A 16,112-nucleotide genomic window follows, 5' to 3' on the forward strand; every position below is an offset into this window, starting at 1 on the left:
ATCCTTATTCAGCGGCGGTTACAGGGGTGCCAGGTGCCGATGCCAGGTGGTTGCCTGTTCATAGGCGTAAGCCGCTTTGAGCAGGGCCGCTTCGCCGAAGGGCCGGCCGATGAGCTGCAGGCCGATGGGCAGGCCGTCGCGCGACAGACCGCAGGGCAGGCTCATGCCGCAGGTCCCGGCCAGATTGACCGGAATGGTGAAAATGTCCGACAGGTACATCTGCAGGGGATCGGCAAGTTTCTCCCCCAGGCGGAAGGCCGGGGTCGGCGCCACCGGGGTGAGCATGACATCCACCTTGGCGAAGGCATCGAGAAAGTCCTGGCGGATCAGGGTGCGGACCTTCTGGGCTTTCAGGTAGTAGGCATCGTAGTAACCGGAGGACAGGGCGTAGGTGCCGAGCATGATGCGCCGTTTCACCTCCGGCCCGAAACCGGCGGCGCGGCTCTGCATGAACATGTCGATGAGGCCTTGGCCGCGGTCGACGCGGCGACCGTAGCGCACGCCGTCGTAGCGGGCCAGGTTGCTGGACGCTTCGGCGGTGGCGATGAGGTAGTAGCAGGCCACGGCATATTCGGTGTGGGGCAGGGCCACCTCGACCAGTTCCGCGCCCAGTTCGCGCAGGACGGCGATGGCGTCATCCGTCGCCTGCTGCACGTCCGGATCCAGGCCTTCAATGAAATATTCCCGGGGCAGACCGATTTTCAGCCCCTTGACGCCGTCCCGCAAGGTGGCCCGGTAGTCGGGCACCGGCATATCGACGGAGGTCGAGTCCGCCGCATCGTAGCCGGCCACCGCTTGCAGCAGGATGGCGCAGTCCTCCACATCCCGGGCGATGGGACCGACCTGGTCCAGGGAGGAGGCGAAGGCGATGACGCCGTAGCGGGACACCCGCCCGTAGGTCGGTTTCAGGCCGACCACGCCGCAATTGGCGGCCGGCTGGCGGATGGAACCGCCGGTATCGGTGCCGAGGGTGGCCGCCGCCAGGCGTGCCGCGATGCAGGCCGCCGAGCCGCCCGAGGAGCCGCCGGGCACGTAGTCGAGGTTCCAGGGGTTTTTCACCGCGCCGAAGGCGCTGTTTTCGTTGGAGCTGCCCATGGCGAACTCATCCATGTTGAGTTTGCCGAGGAGTACCGCACCCTGTTCCTTGAGCTTGGCCACGGCCGTGCCGTCATAGGGCGGCACGAAGTTTTCCAATATGCGTGAGGCGCAGGTGGTGCGGACGCCCTCGGTAATGAAAATATCCTTGAGTGCCAGGGGGATGCCCGTCAGTTCCGCTCCTTGGCCCTCGGCCAGCCGGCGGTCGGCCCGGGCGGCGTCCTCCAGGGCCTGCTCGGCGGTGACGGTCAGGTAGGCGTTGATGCTCGGGTCGACGCTGCCGATGCGCTCGAGAAACGCCCGGGTAAGCTCGACGGAGGTCACTTCTTTATTCCGCAGCCGTTGTTGCATGGCGTGCAGGGTCAGGTCGGTCAATGACATGGGAAAACTCCAGGTTGGCTGTGAAGCTTATTCAATCACCTTGGGCACCACGAAACAGCCGCCGGCGGCTGCCGGGGCGTTTTGCACGGCTTTCATCGTTCCCAGGGAGGGGCGCACCGTATCGTCCCGGAAAGCGTTTTCCATGGGTACCGCGTGCGAGGTCGGGACGATATGATCCGTGTCCAGGCTGTTCAGCGTTTCGACATAACCCAGAATGGCATCCATTTCATCCGTCAGGGCATCCAGTTCCGCATCGGCAAGGGCCAGGCGTGCCAATCGGGCGACATGCTCCACCTGGGCTCGAGTGATTTTCATAGTCTGACCTCCGTGAGAGTTTTGCAGTGCATCCGTAACAGGGCAAGCTACCATGGGGCAGGGCGCTTTTTCAAGACCGCCGTAAAGAATATGAGGCATAAAAAAGCCGGGACATTCCATGGAGCGGAATGTCCCGGCGAAAAGGGGACGGGAGAGACGATTTGAAAGCGCCGCTGTTCAGATCTTAGAAGTAGTAATGAATCCCGAAGGTGGCGCCGATGCCTTTGAGTTCGAGATCGATTTTGGGACCACCGCTGCCGAAGGGGCGGTCTTCATAGAAGTAGTGTTTGTAGCCGACATCGAAATTGAAGCCGAGTTCAGGGAATTCCTGGAAGTGGAATTCGCTGCCGATGAAAACCCCGAAACCATAAACTTCATCTTTATAGTTGATCAGGTCGCCATCCAGGTCGAAACTGCCGATGCTGCCCTGGATGCCGCCGTAGAATTTGCTGTATTCCCGGACGATGGGAGCATACATGAGTTTGATTTCGCCGACATAAAGGTCTGCTTCCTGCTTGAAGCTTGCACCATCGCTGACCCGGAAATCCACTCCGCCATAGAAGAAGTTCCCCTCGATGCCGAAGCGATCCTGATACCAGGCGCGGCCGGAAATACCGTTGAGGAACTCACCGGCCCACATTCCCTGATAACCGACGCCGACTTTCCAGTCGCTCTGCTGGTCGGCAGCCGTTGCCGGAGAGCAAAGAAGCAGCGCCGCCATCATGGTGGTGGCGACAAATGTCAGTTTGTTTTTGAGTTTCATAAAGCCTCCGTTCATGCAATTAAGAAAAACAGTCATTAAGCCAAGGGGCGGCTTGGTCGGCTGTTGTGGTGGCCGAGGTAATCCAAAAAGCCAATCCCATCCCTCTCTGCAGGCAGCCCTATTGAAAAAAATTACAACAATTTCTCTTATGAAAAACAATTAGCGAGACTACTTTAGGTTTGCTTTAACCAAATGTCAATATATTAATTTATGTGCTAATCTATAATTAAATTAAAATAATTTTTTCCCTGGTAAACATCTTGAGCAAGTCAAGCGTCACTCGTGCAGAATGAAGTTCACATGCACCTATTTGTTTATCTCTCGGAGATGTGTTAAAAATAGCAGCGAAATTTTGCTGCCAACTCAGGGCATCTTTTTATCACTTCAATTGTTGCAAAAGGAGTAAGTCATGAAAAAACTTGTTGTTCTGGCGGCGGTTGCCGCCCTGTTTGCAGCCGGTTGCGCGCAACCCATGACCCAGACCCAGAAGGGCACCGCCATTGGCGCCGGCACCGGCGCAGCGGTGGGGGCGGGCTTGGGTCAGCTCATCGGTCGCGATACGGAATCGACCCTGATCGGCGCCGGCGTCGGTGCGGCGCTGGGCGGTGTGGCCGGCGGTTTCTTCGCCAACTATATGGAGAAGCAGGAAATGTCCATGCGCCAGGGGTTGGCGGGGGTTGAGGGGGCCAGCGTTCAGCGTGATGCCGAGGTTCTGGCGGTGACCTTCAAATCGGATGTGCTGTTCGATGTCAACTCCGCGACCATCAAGCCGGGGGCCTATGACGAATTGCAGCGAGTGGCCAGGGTTCTGAACGACTACCCCCAGACCACCATGCAGATTGCCGGCCATACGGACAGCACCGGCAGTGAACAGTACAACCTGCAGCTATCCCAGCGTCGGGCCGAGGCGGTGAAGACCATGCTGACCAGCTACGGCGTCGCTCCGACCCGAATGACCACCGTCGGCTACGGGATCAGCCGTCCCATCGCCACCAATGCCACCCCGGAAGGGCGGCAGTTGAATCGCCGCGTCACCATCACCATCGTGCCGCAGCGGTAATCGACAACCTTATCCAGCATTCAACAAACCGGGCCGGTCGGAGCGAAGTGCTCCGGCCGGCCTTTTTTACGGTCTGCCATCGTCTTGACCCGGGCCATGGATGGCTTTACAGTAGGGACGAACCAACGACTTTTGCAGGGATTGACCCAAACCATGCCAGCCCTTTGGGGCTGATTTACAGGAGAAAAGCCGTATGCTCGATGCCTACCGGAAGCATGTCGCTGAACGGGCCCGTTTGGGAATCCCGCCTTTGCCCTTGACGGCGGAACAGACCGAAGCCTTGTGCCGATTGTTGCTTGCGCCACCAGCGGGCGAGGAAACCCTGCTGCTGGAATTGATTCGGCAGCGAGTGGCGCCGGGCGTGGATCCTGCGGCGCGGGTCAAGGCGGAATTCCTTGGGCGCATTCTGGCAGGCGAGGTCTGCTGTCCCCTCATCGATGGGACGGCCGCGGTGGAGATGCTTGGCCGGATGTTGGGTGGTTACAATCTGCCGCCCTTGCTGGCTGCCCTGGCCGACGCGCAGCAGGCGGATCTTGCGGCCCAGGCGTTAAGCGGTCTGACCCTGGTCTACGATGCCTTCGACCAGGTGCTGGCCTTGGCCGATACCCATGCCGCTGCCCGGCAGGTGCTGGAGAACTGGGCTGGAGCGACCTGGTTCACCGGGCGACCCGAGTTGCCGGAACGCATCCGGGTCAAGGTGTTCAAGGTGGAAGGCGAGATCAATACGGATGACTTTTCTCCCGCCGGGGATGCCTGGAGCCGCCCCGACATTCCCCTGCACGCCCTGTGCATGGGCAAATCGCGGTTTCCGGGCGGCATCGAGACCATCGCCGCCTGGCGCCGCGAGGGGCATCAGGTGGCCTTTGTCGGCGACGTGGTCGGAACCGGATCGTCCCGCAAGTCGGCCTGCAACAGCCTGCTCTGGCATATCGGCGAGGATATTCCCGGGGTGCCCAACAAGCGGCGTGGCGGCGTCGTCATCGGCGGAGTCATCGCTCCGATTTTTTTCAACACCGCCCAGGATTCCGGTGCCCTGCCCATCCGGGCCGCCGTCGACCGGCTGGAACATGGCGACGAGGTGGTTATCGAAACCCGCACCGGCCGTATCCTGGACGGTGCCGGCGGTGAGCGCAGCACCTTTACCCTGGCTCCCGAAACCCTGGCCGACGAGTACCGGGCCGGCGGCCGCATCCCCCTGATTATCGGCCGCAACCTCACGGAACGGGCCAGGCAGGCACTGAAACTGCCGGCGGCGACCATTTTTGCCAAGCCCGGCAATCCTCAGCCTGTGGCCGGACAGGGCTACACCCTGGCCCAGAAGATGGTCGGCCGGGCCTGCGGACTGCCCGGCGTTCTGCCGGGCACGGCCTGCGAGCCGCGCATGACCACCGTCGCATCCCAGGATACCACCGGCCCCATGACCGCCGACGAGTTGACGGAACTGGCCTGCCTCAAATTTCAGGCGCCGCTGGTCATGCAGTCCTTCTGCCATACGGCAGCCTATCCCAAACCGGCGGATGTGGCCATGCACCGTCGCCTGCCCGGTTTCATGGCCGAGCGCGGCGGCGTCGCCCTGCGTCCCGGCGACGGCGTCATTCACAGTTGGCTCAATCGCCTGCTGCTGCCCGACACGGTGGGGACCGGCGGCGATTCCCATACCCGTTTTCCCATCGGCATCTCTTTTCCCGCCGGCTCCGGCCTGGTGGCTTTCGCCGGCGCCCTGGGCTTCATGCCCCTGGATATGCCCGAATCGGTGCTGGTCCGTTTCCGGGGAGCGCTGCAACCGGGCATTACCCTGCGCGATGTGGTCAATGCCATTCCCTACCAGGCCATCCGGGACGGTTTGCTGACGGTGCCAAAGAAAAACAAGCAGAATATCTTCAACGGCCGCATTCTGGAAATGGAAGGGCTGGATGACCTGACCGTCGAGCAGGCTTTCGAGCTGACCTGCGCCGCCGCCGAACGCAGCGCCGCCGCCGGCTGTATCCAGCTATCGGAGGACCGGGTGGCGGAATTTCTTCGCTCCAACATCGCTCTGATGAAAAGCCTCATCCGCGATGGCTACCAGGATGCCGACACCCTGCGGCGCCGTATCGAGGCCGTGGAGGAATGGCTGGAAAATCCCCGGCTGCTGCGGGCCGACGGCCATGCCGAGTATGCCGCGGTGCTCGAAATCGACCTGGCTCAACTGACCGAGCCGCTGTTGTGCTGTCCCAACGATCCCGACGACGTACAGCCCCTGTCGGCGGTGGCCGGAGCACCCCTGGACGATGTCTTCATCGGTTCCTGCATGTCCAACATCGCCCAGTTTCGCGCCGCGGCCGCCGTCTGGCAGGGCCGGCATTTCAATCCGGCGGTGCGCACCTGGATCTGCCCGCCGACCCGCATGGATCAACAGCAGTTGCGCAACGAAGCCCTGTTTGCGACCTTCAGCGCCATTGGTGCTCGCATCGAGATTCCCGGCTGTTCCCTGTGCATGGGCAACCAGGCCCGGGTGCCTGACGGGGCCCGAGTGCTCTCCACCTCGACCCGCAACTTCGACAACCGCATGGGCGATGGCGCAAAGGTCTATCTTGGCTCCGCGGAACTCGCCGCCGTGGCCGTCAACCTCGGCCGCCTGCCGACGACTGAGGAGTATTTTTCCACCTTTGCCCGCTGTATAGAGCCGCGGAAGGCGGAGATCTATCGCTTTCTGCAATTCGACCAGTTGCCGGAATATGTCTGAACAGCAATCGCTGTAAATTTTCAGGGCCGCCTTCCCACAGAAGAGCGGCCCTTTTTTTGCGGTCGAAAATTAAAAATATTGAAAAAATTATTCAAGGTGATATTTTCAATGAACCATAACAAATCATTTCAAGCCAGGTTGATGTTCTCACAAAAATTCTGGGCCGTTGGGTGAATTCCCAACCAAGGCAGCGGATGGCACCGTAAACCGGCGATGTGTCGCTCCGGAGGAGATTATGATGGCGAATTATGCACTTTGGCTGATTCTGCTGGCATTGGTCGCAATCATCATGGTTGTCGTGGTTATTTTGGTCGAGCGCAGGCTTGTCGCTGAACGCGAAAATGTGGCGCAAAGGCTGGAATGCTATGTGGATGGGGCATCTTCCGGGTCGCAAAGGGATGCATAGGGTTCGCGCGGCCAGGGTGCCGATCACTGAAAAGATTTAGGAGGCTGTCGGACTATCCATGCGCTGGCTGCAAATTCGGCTATTCGGCCCATATTTCAGCTCCTTTTCGGCCCATAGCTACGGCTATGAACCTTCAAACGAGCTAAAATCTGTGCTCAAACATCCAAATTTTCGCTTCAACCCGGATAGTCCGACAGCCTCCTAGAATACTCCGAAACGCGCGTGCCAGAGGTTGAAGATGGCCACCTTGTCCGTTCCGAACCGGGCCAGGGAAGCCCGCACCTGGTCCGGGTTGCGCTCTTGCCCTTGTTTGGCGGGGTTCTTGGAAAAAAACAGATCCGCATAGGCGACGAGCTGTTCCTCCAGAGTGACCGGCAGCATGTCCCGATGGGGCAGGGGGAGTTGCTGGGCCGCGATTTCATCGGCGGTCAGCCCGACGCCGATATGCCGCTCGCAAACCATGGCATGGTGCGGCAAGCCCTCGGCCTCCAGCAGTTCACGGCCTTTGATGCCGTGGCACAGGTAGGGCAAGTCGCCGTTACACCCCAATTCCGGCGCGGCGGTATGCAGGATGCCGATATCGTGCAGCAGCGCCGCCTCGTGAACGAAATCCACGTCCGCTCCCAGAGTCCGGGCGATGGCCCTGGCTTTGGCGGCAACCCGTTCGCTGTGGTCCAGCAGAATACGGTAAGCAGCGCCGTCGGGCGGGTAATATTTTTCCAGCAGAGCAAGGGGATTCATGGCGACGTTGGGCCTTGTCCGGTAAAGGTAGTCCGACAAGTATACTCCGCACCTTGAGCAGGCTGCAAGCGGCCGGTGCCGCTCTGACGGATCTGACCGATCCGCCGAATGTTTTTGCCCGCCTTCCGCCTTCAGTCTTCCGCCTTCCGCCTTCCGCCTTCCGCCTTCCGCCTTCCGCCTTCCGCCTTCAGCCTGCCTTACCCAGCCTTCAGCCTGCTTCCCAAAAACCCTTTTGCCGCCAGGGGCAGCAGCAGGGCGAACAGCAGGGCCAGCAACAGGAAGGTTGGTCCCAGTCCCTGCTGATCCGCCAGGTGGCCGATGAGGGGGCCGGTGGCGACGAAGCCGACCCGGAACAACAGGCTGTGCAGGGACAGGATGCTGGCGCGGTTGCGGCGGCTGCCGGCCTGCTGCAGTTGCTGGCGCAATAGGGGACCTTGCAGGCCGCGCATGAAGGTCAGCAGGAAGTAAAAGAGGAAGCTGCCCACGGCGGCGGTCAGACCCAGGCCGGCGTAGGCGGTGACGATGAGCAGGATGAACAGCCCGGCCATGAAACGCAGGCCGAACAGGTTGCGCAGGCGATGGCTGGCAAGGGAGCCCGCTGCCACCATCAGGTTGGCGCCGGCCCAGGCCGGGCCGAACCAGGCCAGGGGGACCCCGGTCTGCTGCATGTAGGGCTGGATGAGCCAGACGGTATAAAAGGAGGCCAGGCCCAGCAGGGTGCCGAACAGCATGGTATTGCGCACCGCGGGATTGTCCCACAGGGCATAGCGGCAGACCGAAAGGGCCTCGGCCAGGTGCGATTTGATGGCCGGAACCTCTTCCACCGGCGGTTCGCACAGGGACAGGGCCAGCAGCAGCGCCAGACTCCAGACCCCGATCTGCAGCACGAAGGGCAACAGCGGCGCGGTGGCATACAGCAGACCGGCGAACAGCGCCCCGCCGGCTTCGCCGATCTGACCCCAGCCGGTCATGCGCCCATCGCAACGGGCATATTGCTCTTCACGACCTCCGGCGCGCAGGGTTTCGAACAGCAGAGCGCTGTCCGAGCCGCTGATAAAGGCGTAACAGACCCCCAGCATAAGTTCCGCCAGCAGAACCCCGGTGAAGGTCGCCGCCACCAGGTAAAAACTCCAGCCGAGTATGCCGAACAGGGTGGCGATGAGCAGGGACGCCCGGTAGCCGAGACGATCGCTGATATACCCGGACGGATATTCCATCACCACGCTGGCTACGGAGAACAGGCCCTGCAAAACCAGGATTTCTGTCAGGCTCAGCCCGATATGGTCCTTCCAGAACAGGGTGATGATGGCCATGGGAAACAGGGTCATCTTCAGGAAGGCGAAAACGTAGAGACGAGAAATGTTGGTGTCGAGGGGCATAATAAGCAGGCTGAAGGCTGAAGGCTGATGAAAACAGGCTGAAGGCTGAAGTCCGAAGGCTGAAGTATAACCACTATAGTCCATTCCGGCGGTGCGTCGAAAGAGGCTTGTTGCCTCGCGACGGGATTTCTCTTGGCCCTTGCCTTCCGCCTTCAGTCTTCAGTCTTCAGTCTTCAGTCTTCAGTCTTCAGTCTTCTGTCTTCAGTCTTCCTGTGCTATGGTCTGAACGTTGTCGCGAAGTTCCCTTTCCCGTTCTGCTTTTGAATGGTTCAAGCCATGCCGCGTACCCATGGCCTGCGGGCGGAAATCGCCTTGCATCTGGTGTTTCTGGTTGGAGCGGCCCTGCTCATGGGCGGTTTTCTGCTGCTGCGTTTGGGTGAGCGGGAGCTGGTCGACCAGCGTGCCGCCATGCTGACCGGTACCATGCAACAGTTGGCCGAGCTGCCCCTTGAAACCGATGCTAATCACTCTGATGAAATGCGTTTGCGCCAGGTGGCGAGCCGCTTCCATGGTTTGCCGGGACTGATTTCCCTGGAACTCTGGCAGGCGGCGGCGGGAGGCTATCAGCCACTGGATGGTCTGCCGGTCCCACCGCCGGGCAGGGACTCCGGTGAATCCGCGGCAATGCGTTATTGGCTGGATGGTCCCAGGATGGAAATCGTCTATCCGACCCTCTGGCTGCCGGGATTCGGGTCCGGAACACCGGGGGTCCGGATCATGCTGCCCCTGTCCCAAGGCGGGCGTTCCGTCGGTCTGGCCCGGGCGCATTTCTCCCTGGCCGATGTCGCCGGCCGGTTGCGGCGCGGGCAGCACCTGGTGCTGCTCTATGCTCTGTTGTATGCCGTTGTGGTCCTATGGTGCGGCCTCTATCTGCTGCAGCGCCATGTGGTAAAGCCGACGCGGAAATTGCTTGATTCCACTCGCCAGGTTGCCGCCGGCGATCTCACCGTCCTGGTCCCGGAACAGGGGCCGCGAGAAATCGCCGACCTGGGCGCGTCCTTCAACGCCATGGTCGGTGCTCTGCGCGACAGCCGCCGGAGCACCGAGGAGCATATCTTCTCCCTGCAGGCCGCCAACCGCGAGTTGCAACAGACCCGGGACGAACTGGTGCGATCGGCCAAGATGGCCACCGTCGGCCATCTGGCCGCCGGCATGGCCCATGAAATCGGCAATCCCCTGGCCGCCATCGTTGGCTACCTGGATCTGATCAAAACCGGGACCGACCAGGGGGTGGCGGACCTGGCAGAACGGGCTTCCGGCGAAGCCGGACGCATCCAGCGGTTGGTGCGGGACCTGCTCGATTACGCCGCGCCGGCAGCCAGTCAAAAAGAGACCTTCGACCCCATAACGGTGGCCGCCGAAGCCTTGTCGGTGGTCGGCGGGCAGGGGCTGTTGGAAAGCCTGCCCGTCGACAATGCCTTGCCCGAGGCCTTGCCGCCGATAACCATGGTCCGCCACCAGTTGCTGCAGGTGGTCATCAATCTGTTGCTCAATGCCCGCGATGCCTGTGTCTCCTCCGGCGGCGGCATCCGCCTGGAGGGCGGCCACGATTCCGACCACGTCTGGCTGGCGGTGGCCGACCAGGGAGCCGGCATCGCTCCGGATATTCAGGCCCACATCTTCGATCCCTTCTTCACCACCAAGGCGCCGGGCAAGGGCCGCGGCTTGGGGTTGGCCGTCTGCCAGCAGATTATGGACAGCGCCGGCGGGCGGATCAGCGTCGCATCGCAACCCGGTCTGGGTACGCGCTTCACCCTCCGGCTGCCGCCGGCATGAGGCGGCGATTTCTCAATTGTACAGAGGGGCTCGCGACCCCCACGCCGAGGGCCGCATGAACCCATCCCTGTGGCTTGGCCGGCGCCATCCGGGCGCCAGACACCCTCGGCATGGGCGCCCCGAGTCCCCATGCTGGCCAGATTGCACAATGCTTTTGTGAGCCCTCTGCGGGCGGGAAAGAACTCATGAAGGTTGCGAAGGATGGCATGGCGTTGAAAAACGTGTTGGTGGTGGACGACGAACCCGCCATGCGGCACATGCTGCAACTGGTGCTGGAACGAGCCGGATTCCAATACGGTGAGGCCGCCAACGGCGCGGCTGCTCTGGATCTGCTGCAAGGACAATCCTGGGATGCCGTGCTGTGCGACATCCGCATGCCGGAAATGGACGGTCTTGACTTCCTGCGCCAGGCCCTGGCCCGGGGACTGGCGGTGCCGGTCATCATGATGAGCGCCTTCGGCACCATCGATACGGCCGTCGAATGCCTCAAACTGGGCGCCTTCGATTATATTTCCAAGCCTTTCAAGCCCGACGAAGTGGTGGTGACTCTGCGCAAGGCGGAGGAGCGCCTGCGTCTGCAAAAGGAAAATGCCCTGCTGCGCCAGGAACTGGCCGGCAAGGCCGGTGAGCAGGAGATGCTCTACGGCAGCCCCGTCATGGCGGAGGTCATGGGCCTGGTGCATCGGGTGGCGCCCACCCCCTCGTCGGTGTTGGTCTGCGGTGAAACCGGCACGGGCAAGGAACTGGTGGCCCGCGCTCTGCACCGGCAGAGCCCTCGGGCCCATCGCCCATTTGTCGCGGTCAATTGCGGCGCCATCAGTCCCGGGCTGGTGGAGAGCGAGTTTTTCGGCCACGCCCGCGGCGCCTTTACCGGTGCCGAGCAGGCCCACGCCGGGCTGTTCGGCGCCGCCCACGGCGGCACCCTGTTTTTGGATGAGATCGGCGAACTGCCCATGGAGATGCAGCCCAAGCTGCTGCGGGTGCTGCAGGAGGGTGAATTGCGGCCCGTCGGCAGCGTCCAGTCCCGGCGCATCGATGTCCGAGTGGTGGCCGCCACGGCCCGGAATCTGCGCGCCGAAATCGACGGCGGGCGCTTCCGTCGCGACCTGTTTTACCGTCTGGCCGTGGTGGAAATCAACATGCCGCCTCTGCGGGAACGGGGTGAGGATATCTCCCTGCTTGCCGAACATTTTCTGCACCGCATCGCATTGCGTGAAAACCGGGCCGCGCCCGCTCTGGAGTCGGACATCCTGGCCCTGCTGCAGAACTACCCGTGGCCGGGCAATGTTCGGGAATTGGCCAATTTCATGGAGAAGGCCATGATCTTCTGTCGTGGCGGCCAACTCAAGGCGGAAGACCTGCCATGGGAACTCCGACGCCGGGAACGGGCCGTTCAGGACGACTACTCTCTGAAAGCTGCTTTGTACCGTCTGGAAAAGGAATACATTCTCAAGGCCCTGCGGCATTGCGACGGCAACCGCACCCAGGCTGCCCAATTGCTGGAAATCAGCCTGCGCAACCTGCAATACAAGCTCAAGGAATACGGGCTCTGATGGAAAGGGTAAGATACTTTGATCAATTGCAAATAATTTAAAAAACTTGTCCATTAAAAAAATTAATGTATAATCGTCTCCTGCTGTCGCGCGTGTTCGACCAAAACGCACCCGGGAGGAAGCGATGCCCTCGAAAAGTTCTTTTCATGGCAGAAGTTCCGGACTGACCCTGCTGGAACTCATCGTCACCCTGACCGTAGTCGGAATCCTGTTGACCATTGCCGTGCCCAATCTCAACGCCCTGCTCCAGGGACAGGCGACGGCCACTACGGCGGACAACTTGGCTGTATCGCTGGCCTATGCCCGACAGGAAGCCGTCACCCGCTGTCGACGGGTCGCTTTGTGCCCCAGTGTCGATGGCGAAAACTGTGTGACCGGCACGGGTCGCTGGGAAGAGGGCTGGATCGTCTTCATCGACGACGATGAGGATTTTATCCGCGCTCCAAACGAGGAGCTGCTGCGGGTCGGCAACCCCGGCGGCGCCGGAACCACCCTGCGCACCAGCGCCAATTTCCGCGACGGGTTGGCCTATTTGCCCCTGGGCAACAGTCTCGGCCGGACCGGCCTGGCCACCGGCACTTTCCGCATCTGCGACAGTCGTGGCGCGAATAGCGGCATATCCCTCATCATCGCTCGCGGCGGGCGAGTCCGGCGGGACCGAGGCACCAGCCAATGCCCGTAACCGGTTGACAATTGCCGTCGCCGGTGCGCAATATTTGCACGGCACGACGAACTGAGCAGAGCCTTGGCCGCGCCTTCAGCCTTCAGTCTTCGGCCTTCAGTCTGCCTCACCCCCTTTGGCTCGAATTTTGCTTAAATAATGAATTGTAATTTTTGATTTCCAAAATCCATCCGAGGAGCTCCCATGATGCGATCCATGCGTCATCCCCTGCGAAAATTTTCAAGATCGCCGGCCGGATTGACCCTCATCGAACTGATTGTCACCCTAGTCATATTGGGCATTCTGCTGACCATTGCCATTCCCCTCATGCGCCCCTTGGTTCGCAGCACCAACCTGACCTCTTCCGCCAATTCTTTTGTTGCCGCTCTCAATTATGCCCGCAGCGAGGCGGTAACTCGCGGCGCCAGGGTGGTTGCCTGCGCCAGCAGCAACCCCATGGCCAATCCGCCCGCCTGCAGTAACAACGCCAATTGGCAGACCGGATGGCTGGTATTTTTAGATAGCAACGAAAATAACACCTACCAGGCTGCCAACGATACTCTGTTGCGTGTGGCTGGGCCTATTGGCGGCGATTTGACCCTCGCCGGTGCCAATCCTGCTGTCGCATTCACGAATTTAGGCGCGGCCATCGCGGGTAGTGGCAACTATATTGTTTGCGGTTCGGGGTTGAACCGCTGGACCGTCAATGTCACCGCATCTGGCCGGATTAATAATCAAAGGGGGGCAGTATGTCCTTGAGGCTTCATAATGCCGCCGTCGGCCGCCGCTATTCCCAGGAGTCCGGTTTCAGCCTGGTCGAGGTGTTGGTTGCGTTGATGATACTGACGGTCGGTTTGCTTGGTCTGGCCGGCCTGCAGGGGCGGGGACTCCGCGACAGCCAAAGCGCTCTGGTGCGTTCCCGGGCCGTGCAATGCGCCGAAGATATTCTGGATCGCATGCGGGCCAATCGGGCCAATGCCGGAGCTTATGCTGTCGGTATCGGCGCGCCCGGGCCCGATGAATGGGATGATATGGATGGCTTGCTTGCTGAATTGAGCGGTTATGCAGGAATCGTTCAGACTGACTTGGGCGAATGGAAGTTCAGCCTCGCCCAATCCTTGCCCGAAGGCGACGGTTCGGTGGCGGTCAACGGCAACCTTACGACCGTCGTGGTGCAGTGGACCGAATCGGGCGAGGCGCAAACCGTAACTGTGGTGACGAGGTTATGATGAACTGTCAAAAAATGTTTTTCAGGCGCCTGGTGTCGCAGACCGGCATCACTTTGGTGGAAATGCTGGTGGCAATGGTGATTGGGCTCATACTGGCCGGCGGTATTTACCAAGTATTTGTCGGCAGTTCGGAAAGCTATCAACTGAACACGCAACTGGCGCGGGTGCAGGAGAGCGGTCGCTTTGCCATGCAACTCCTGCGGCAGGAAATTCGCGGTGCGGGTTACCTGGGCTGTGCACAGGATGTGGACGCCTATACCTCGTTGCTCAACAATTCAAATTTCTATCTCTTTGAGTTCAACAACGCCATTTACGGCCTTGAAGCTACCGGCAACAATACCTGGGCTGACAATTCCCAAGGTTTCACCCAGGCGCAACTCGGGACCCAGTTGGCCATCGATACTCCCCTGAGTGGAAGTGATATTGTCGTTATTCGAGGTGTTTTCGGTGGCAATATTACCATGTATACGGAAATGCCTCCTCCTTCGGCGGATATGAAAGTTGCGAACGCTGCTGGCATTATTAACGACAATGACATTCTGATGATCTCGGACTGCAGCCATGCATCCGTTTTTCAAGTGAGCAGTTTTAATCCAAATAACGGCAACCTCGTTTACAATACCGGCGGCAATTACGTTCTGGGTGATGCGGGGTTTCCAGGGAATGCCACCAAAATTCTGGGTCATGACTATAAAATCGGAGCTGAGATTGTCCGAATCCGCAGCGCGGTATTTTTCATCCGACTCAATCCTGGCAATCAACCTGCCTTATATATGAAAGAAGGCGTCGCTCCTGCCGTCGAGCTCGTCGAGGGTGTGGAAAGCATGCAGATTCGCTACGGTGAGGATACCAATAACGACGGTACGGTCGATACTTATGTCAATGCCAATCAGGTCGGAAACTGGGAGAGGGTGCGCAGCGTTCGCATCGGCTTGCTGTTGCGCAGCACGGCCGAAGCGGGGCGTGGACCCGTTGACAATAATGTCTACGATGTTTCCGGCGATGGCAATGACGATTTCGGACCGGTTGGCGACCGGCGCTTGCGATTGGTCATGAGCGGCACCGTCGGCTTGCGCAACCGCCTTCGTTAATGGGGGAGATGATGATGCTTCATAGTGCAGCCAACAACAGGGGCGCGGTGTTGGTCACCGGCCTGATTATTCTGGTGGTGCTGTCCCTCATTGGTCTGGTCGCCATGCAGAGTACCACCTTGCAGGAGCGCATGGCCGGCAACCTGGAACAGCGTGATGCGGCTTTTCAGGCGGCCGAAGCCGGTTTGCGGGGCGCCGAGGAATGGCTTAACAGCGTCGTTATCTTGCCTGCCTTCGACAGTACCTGCAATAACGGCCTCTGCAAGCCCAAAACCGATGGCACGGTATGGTGGAAAACCCTGGATTGGAACAATCCGGCCAAATATCGCACCTACCAGGAAGGCAATATCTCTGCCCGGTATATTATCGAACATGTGGCAAATACCAACATAACGGGTAGCGATTCAGTAAAATTTGCACCGGTTCCTGAGGAGGGGGCAGGTGTTTACAGAATTATCAGTCGTGGAATCAGCCCCAACGGGTTGGTAGAAGTTATTTTGCAGACCACATTTGTTCGTTAGATTGTAATTTATAAATTAGTAAAAATTCGGAGGCTATATGATTCTAAATAGGACAAAAATGTCAAAATTAACTGCTTTGAAGATTTTTATCGCAACGCAGTTTATCCTTTTTTGTGCCAGTGCTTCATTTTCCGCCCAATCGAGTGGATATATTACTAGGGTAGAGCCTTTGTTGAACATGGTGGCGATTGATGGTCGGTTAAGCGAAGTATCAGGCGAGGCCAAGATTTATCGAGGTTTTTCTGAAAAAAATACAGAAAATATCAATTCTGTTCGTATAAATAATTACGTTATGTATAGAGTGTATAAAAATAAAATTGTCGAATTGAGAATTTTTGACAACCCAATTGATCCGGTTCGAATTGTTCCTTTGGTGGAAAGTTCCAAATAATTTTTCTATTTGAGGAATTAAAATA

16 protein-coding genes are annotated in these 16,112 nt (G+C 59.5%); 11 read left to right on the plus strand and 5 right to left on the minus strand.

The features are described from left to right. Positions 1-18 precede the first annotated feature (18 nt). From gatA to JQN68_RS06600, 3 genes are all read right to left on the minus strand, one after another. Complete coding sequence (gene gatA, locus JQN68_RS06590) at positions 19-1,476, minus strand: Asp-tRNA(Asn)/Glu-tRNA(Gln) amidotransferase subunit GatA (protein ID WP_225072012.1); 1,458 nt, start codon at positions 1,474-1,476, stop codon at positions 19-21. 27 nt (positions 1,477-1,503) lie between these two features. Beyond that, positions 1,504-1,791, minus strand: a complete 288-nt coding sequence (gatC, locus tag JQN68_RS06595; RefSeq protein ID WP_225072013.1) for an Asp-tRNA(Asn)/Glu-tRNA(Gln) amidotransferase subunit GatC — start codon at positions 1,789-1,791, stop codon at positions 1,504-1,506. A 184-nt stretch (positions 1,792-1,975) separates the two neighbouring features. Further along, a complete protein-coding gene (locus JQN68_RS06600; protein WP_225072014.1) occupies positions 1,976-2,554 on the minus strand; it encodes an outer membrane beta-barrel protein in 579 nt (192 codons plus the stop codon). A 409-nt stretch (positions 2,555-2,963) separates the two neighbouring features. Here JQN68_RS06600 and JQN68_RS06605 point away from each other — a divergent pair, with 409 nt between their 5' ends. The 3 genes from JQN68_RS06605 (at position 2,964) to JQN68_RS06615 (ending at position 6,745) form a co-directional block, all read left to right on the plus strand. Beyond that, complete coding sequence (locus tag JQN68_RS06605) at positions 2,964-3,614, plus strand: YiaD family glycine zipper/OmpA-like lipoprotein (RefSeq protein ID WP_225072015.1); 651 nt, start codon at positions 2,964-2,966, stop codon at positions 3,612-3,614. A gap of 193 nt (positions 3,615-3,807) precedes the next feature. Then, entirely contained in the window at positions 3,808-6,339 is a 2,532-nt protein-coding gene (locus JQN68_RS06610; protein WP_225072016.1) for a bifunctional aconitate hydratase 2/2-methylisocitrate dehydratase, read from the plus strand. A 235-nt stretch (positions 6,340-6,574) separates the two neighbouring features. Then, a complete protein-coding gene (locus JQN68_RS06615) occupies positions 6,575-6,745 on the plus strand; it encodes a hypothetical protein (RefSeq protein WP_225072017.1) in 171 nt (56 codons plus the stop codon). Between the two features lie 201 nt (positions 6,746-6,946). Here JQN68_RS06615 and JQN68_RS06620 read toward each other — a convergent pair whose 3' ends face one another. Further along, entirely contained in the window at positions 6,947-7,486 is a 540-nt protein-coding gene (locus tag JQN68_RS06620; RefSeq protein WP_225072021.1) for an HD domain-containing protein, read from the minus strand. Positions 7,487-7,683: 197 nt separating this feature from the next. After that, on the minus strand, positions 7,684-8,865 hold the full coding sequence (locus tag JQN68_RS06625; RefSeq protein ID WP_249621069.1) for an MFS transporter: 1,182 nt from the start codon (positions 8,863-8,865) through the stop codon (positions 7,684-7,686). A 276-nt stretch (positions 8,866-9,141) separates the two neighbouring features. On the opposite strand from JQN68_RS06625, the gene JQN68_RS06630 reads away from it, so the two are divergent. The 8 genes from JQN68_RS06630 (at position 9,142) to JQN68_RS06665 (ending at position 16,087) form a co-directional block, all read left to right on the plus strand. After that, positions 9,142-10,641, plus strand: coding sequence for a sensor histidine kinase (locus JQN68_RS06630; protein WP_225073737.1), 1,500 nt, complete (start codon positions 9,142-9,144; stop codon positions 10,639-10,641). Between the two features lie 185 nt (positions 10,642-10,826). Further along, positions 10,827-12,194: a sigma-54-dependent transcriptional regulator gene (locus tag JQN68_RS06635; protein WP_225073738.1), complete on the plus strand. Its 1,368-nt coding sequence runs from the start codon at positions 10,827-10,829 to the stop codon at positions 12,192-12,194. Positions 12,195-12,318: 124 nt separating this feature from the next. Beyond that, the gene (locus tag JQN68_RS06640) at positions 12,319-12,876 is read left to right on the plus strand and encodes a GspH/FimT family pseudopilin (protein WP_249621070.1); all 558 of its coding nucleotides are present in this window, start codon (positions 12,319-12,321) and stop codon (positions 12,874-12,876) included. A gap of 195 nt (positions 12,877-13,071) precedes the next feature. Further along, positions 13,072-13,614: a GspH/FimT family pseudopilin gene (locus JQN68_RS06645; RefSeq protein ID WP_225073740.1), complete on the plus strand. Its 543-nt coding sequence runs from the start codon at positions 13,072-13,074 to the stop codon at positions 13,612-13,614. Next, complete coding sequence (gene pilV, locus JQN68_RS06650; protein ID WP_225073741.1) at positions 13,605-14,084, plus strand: type IV pilus modification protein PilV; 480 nt, start codon at positions 13,605-13,607, stop codon at positions 14,082-14,084. Before JQN68_RS06645 ends, pilV begins: the two co-directional genes overlap by 10 nt. Then, positions 14,081-15,175 (plus strand): PilW family protein, encoded by a 1,095-nt coding sequence (locus tag JQN68_RS06655; protein ID WP_249621071.1) that lies wholly within the window; start codon positions 14,081-14,083, stop codon positions 15,173-15,175. Before pilV ends, JQN68_RS06655 begins: the two co-directional genes overlap by 4 nt. Positions 15,176-15,183: 8 nt before the next feature. Further along, positions 15,184-15,696 (plus strand): pilus assembly PilX family protein, encoded by a 513-nt coding sequence (locus JQN68_RS06660; RefSeq protein ID WP_249621072.1) that lies wholly within the window; start codon positions 15,184-15,186, stop codon positions 15,694-15,696. A gap of 58 nt (positions 15,697-15,754) precedes the next feature. Then, positions 15,755-16,087, plus strand: coding sequence for a hypothetical protein (locus JQN68_RS06665; RefSeq protein WP_249621073.1), 333 nt, complete (start codon positions 15,755-15,757; stop codon positions 16,085-16,087). Positions 16,088-16,112 lie beyond the last annotated feature (25 nt).

This window comes from Desulfuromonas sp. CSMB_57, from assembly GCF_020194955.2.
In the GTDB taxonomy this organism is placed as follows: domain Bacteria; phylum Desulfobacterota; class Desulfuromonadia; order Desulfuromonadales; family Syntrophotaleaceae; genus JAFCIY02.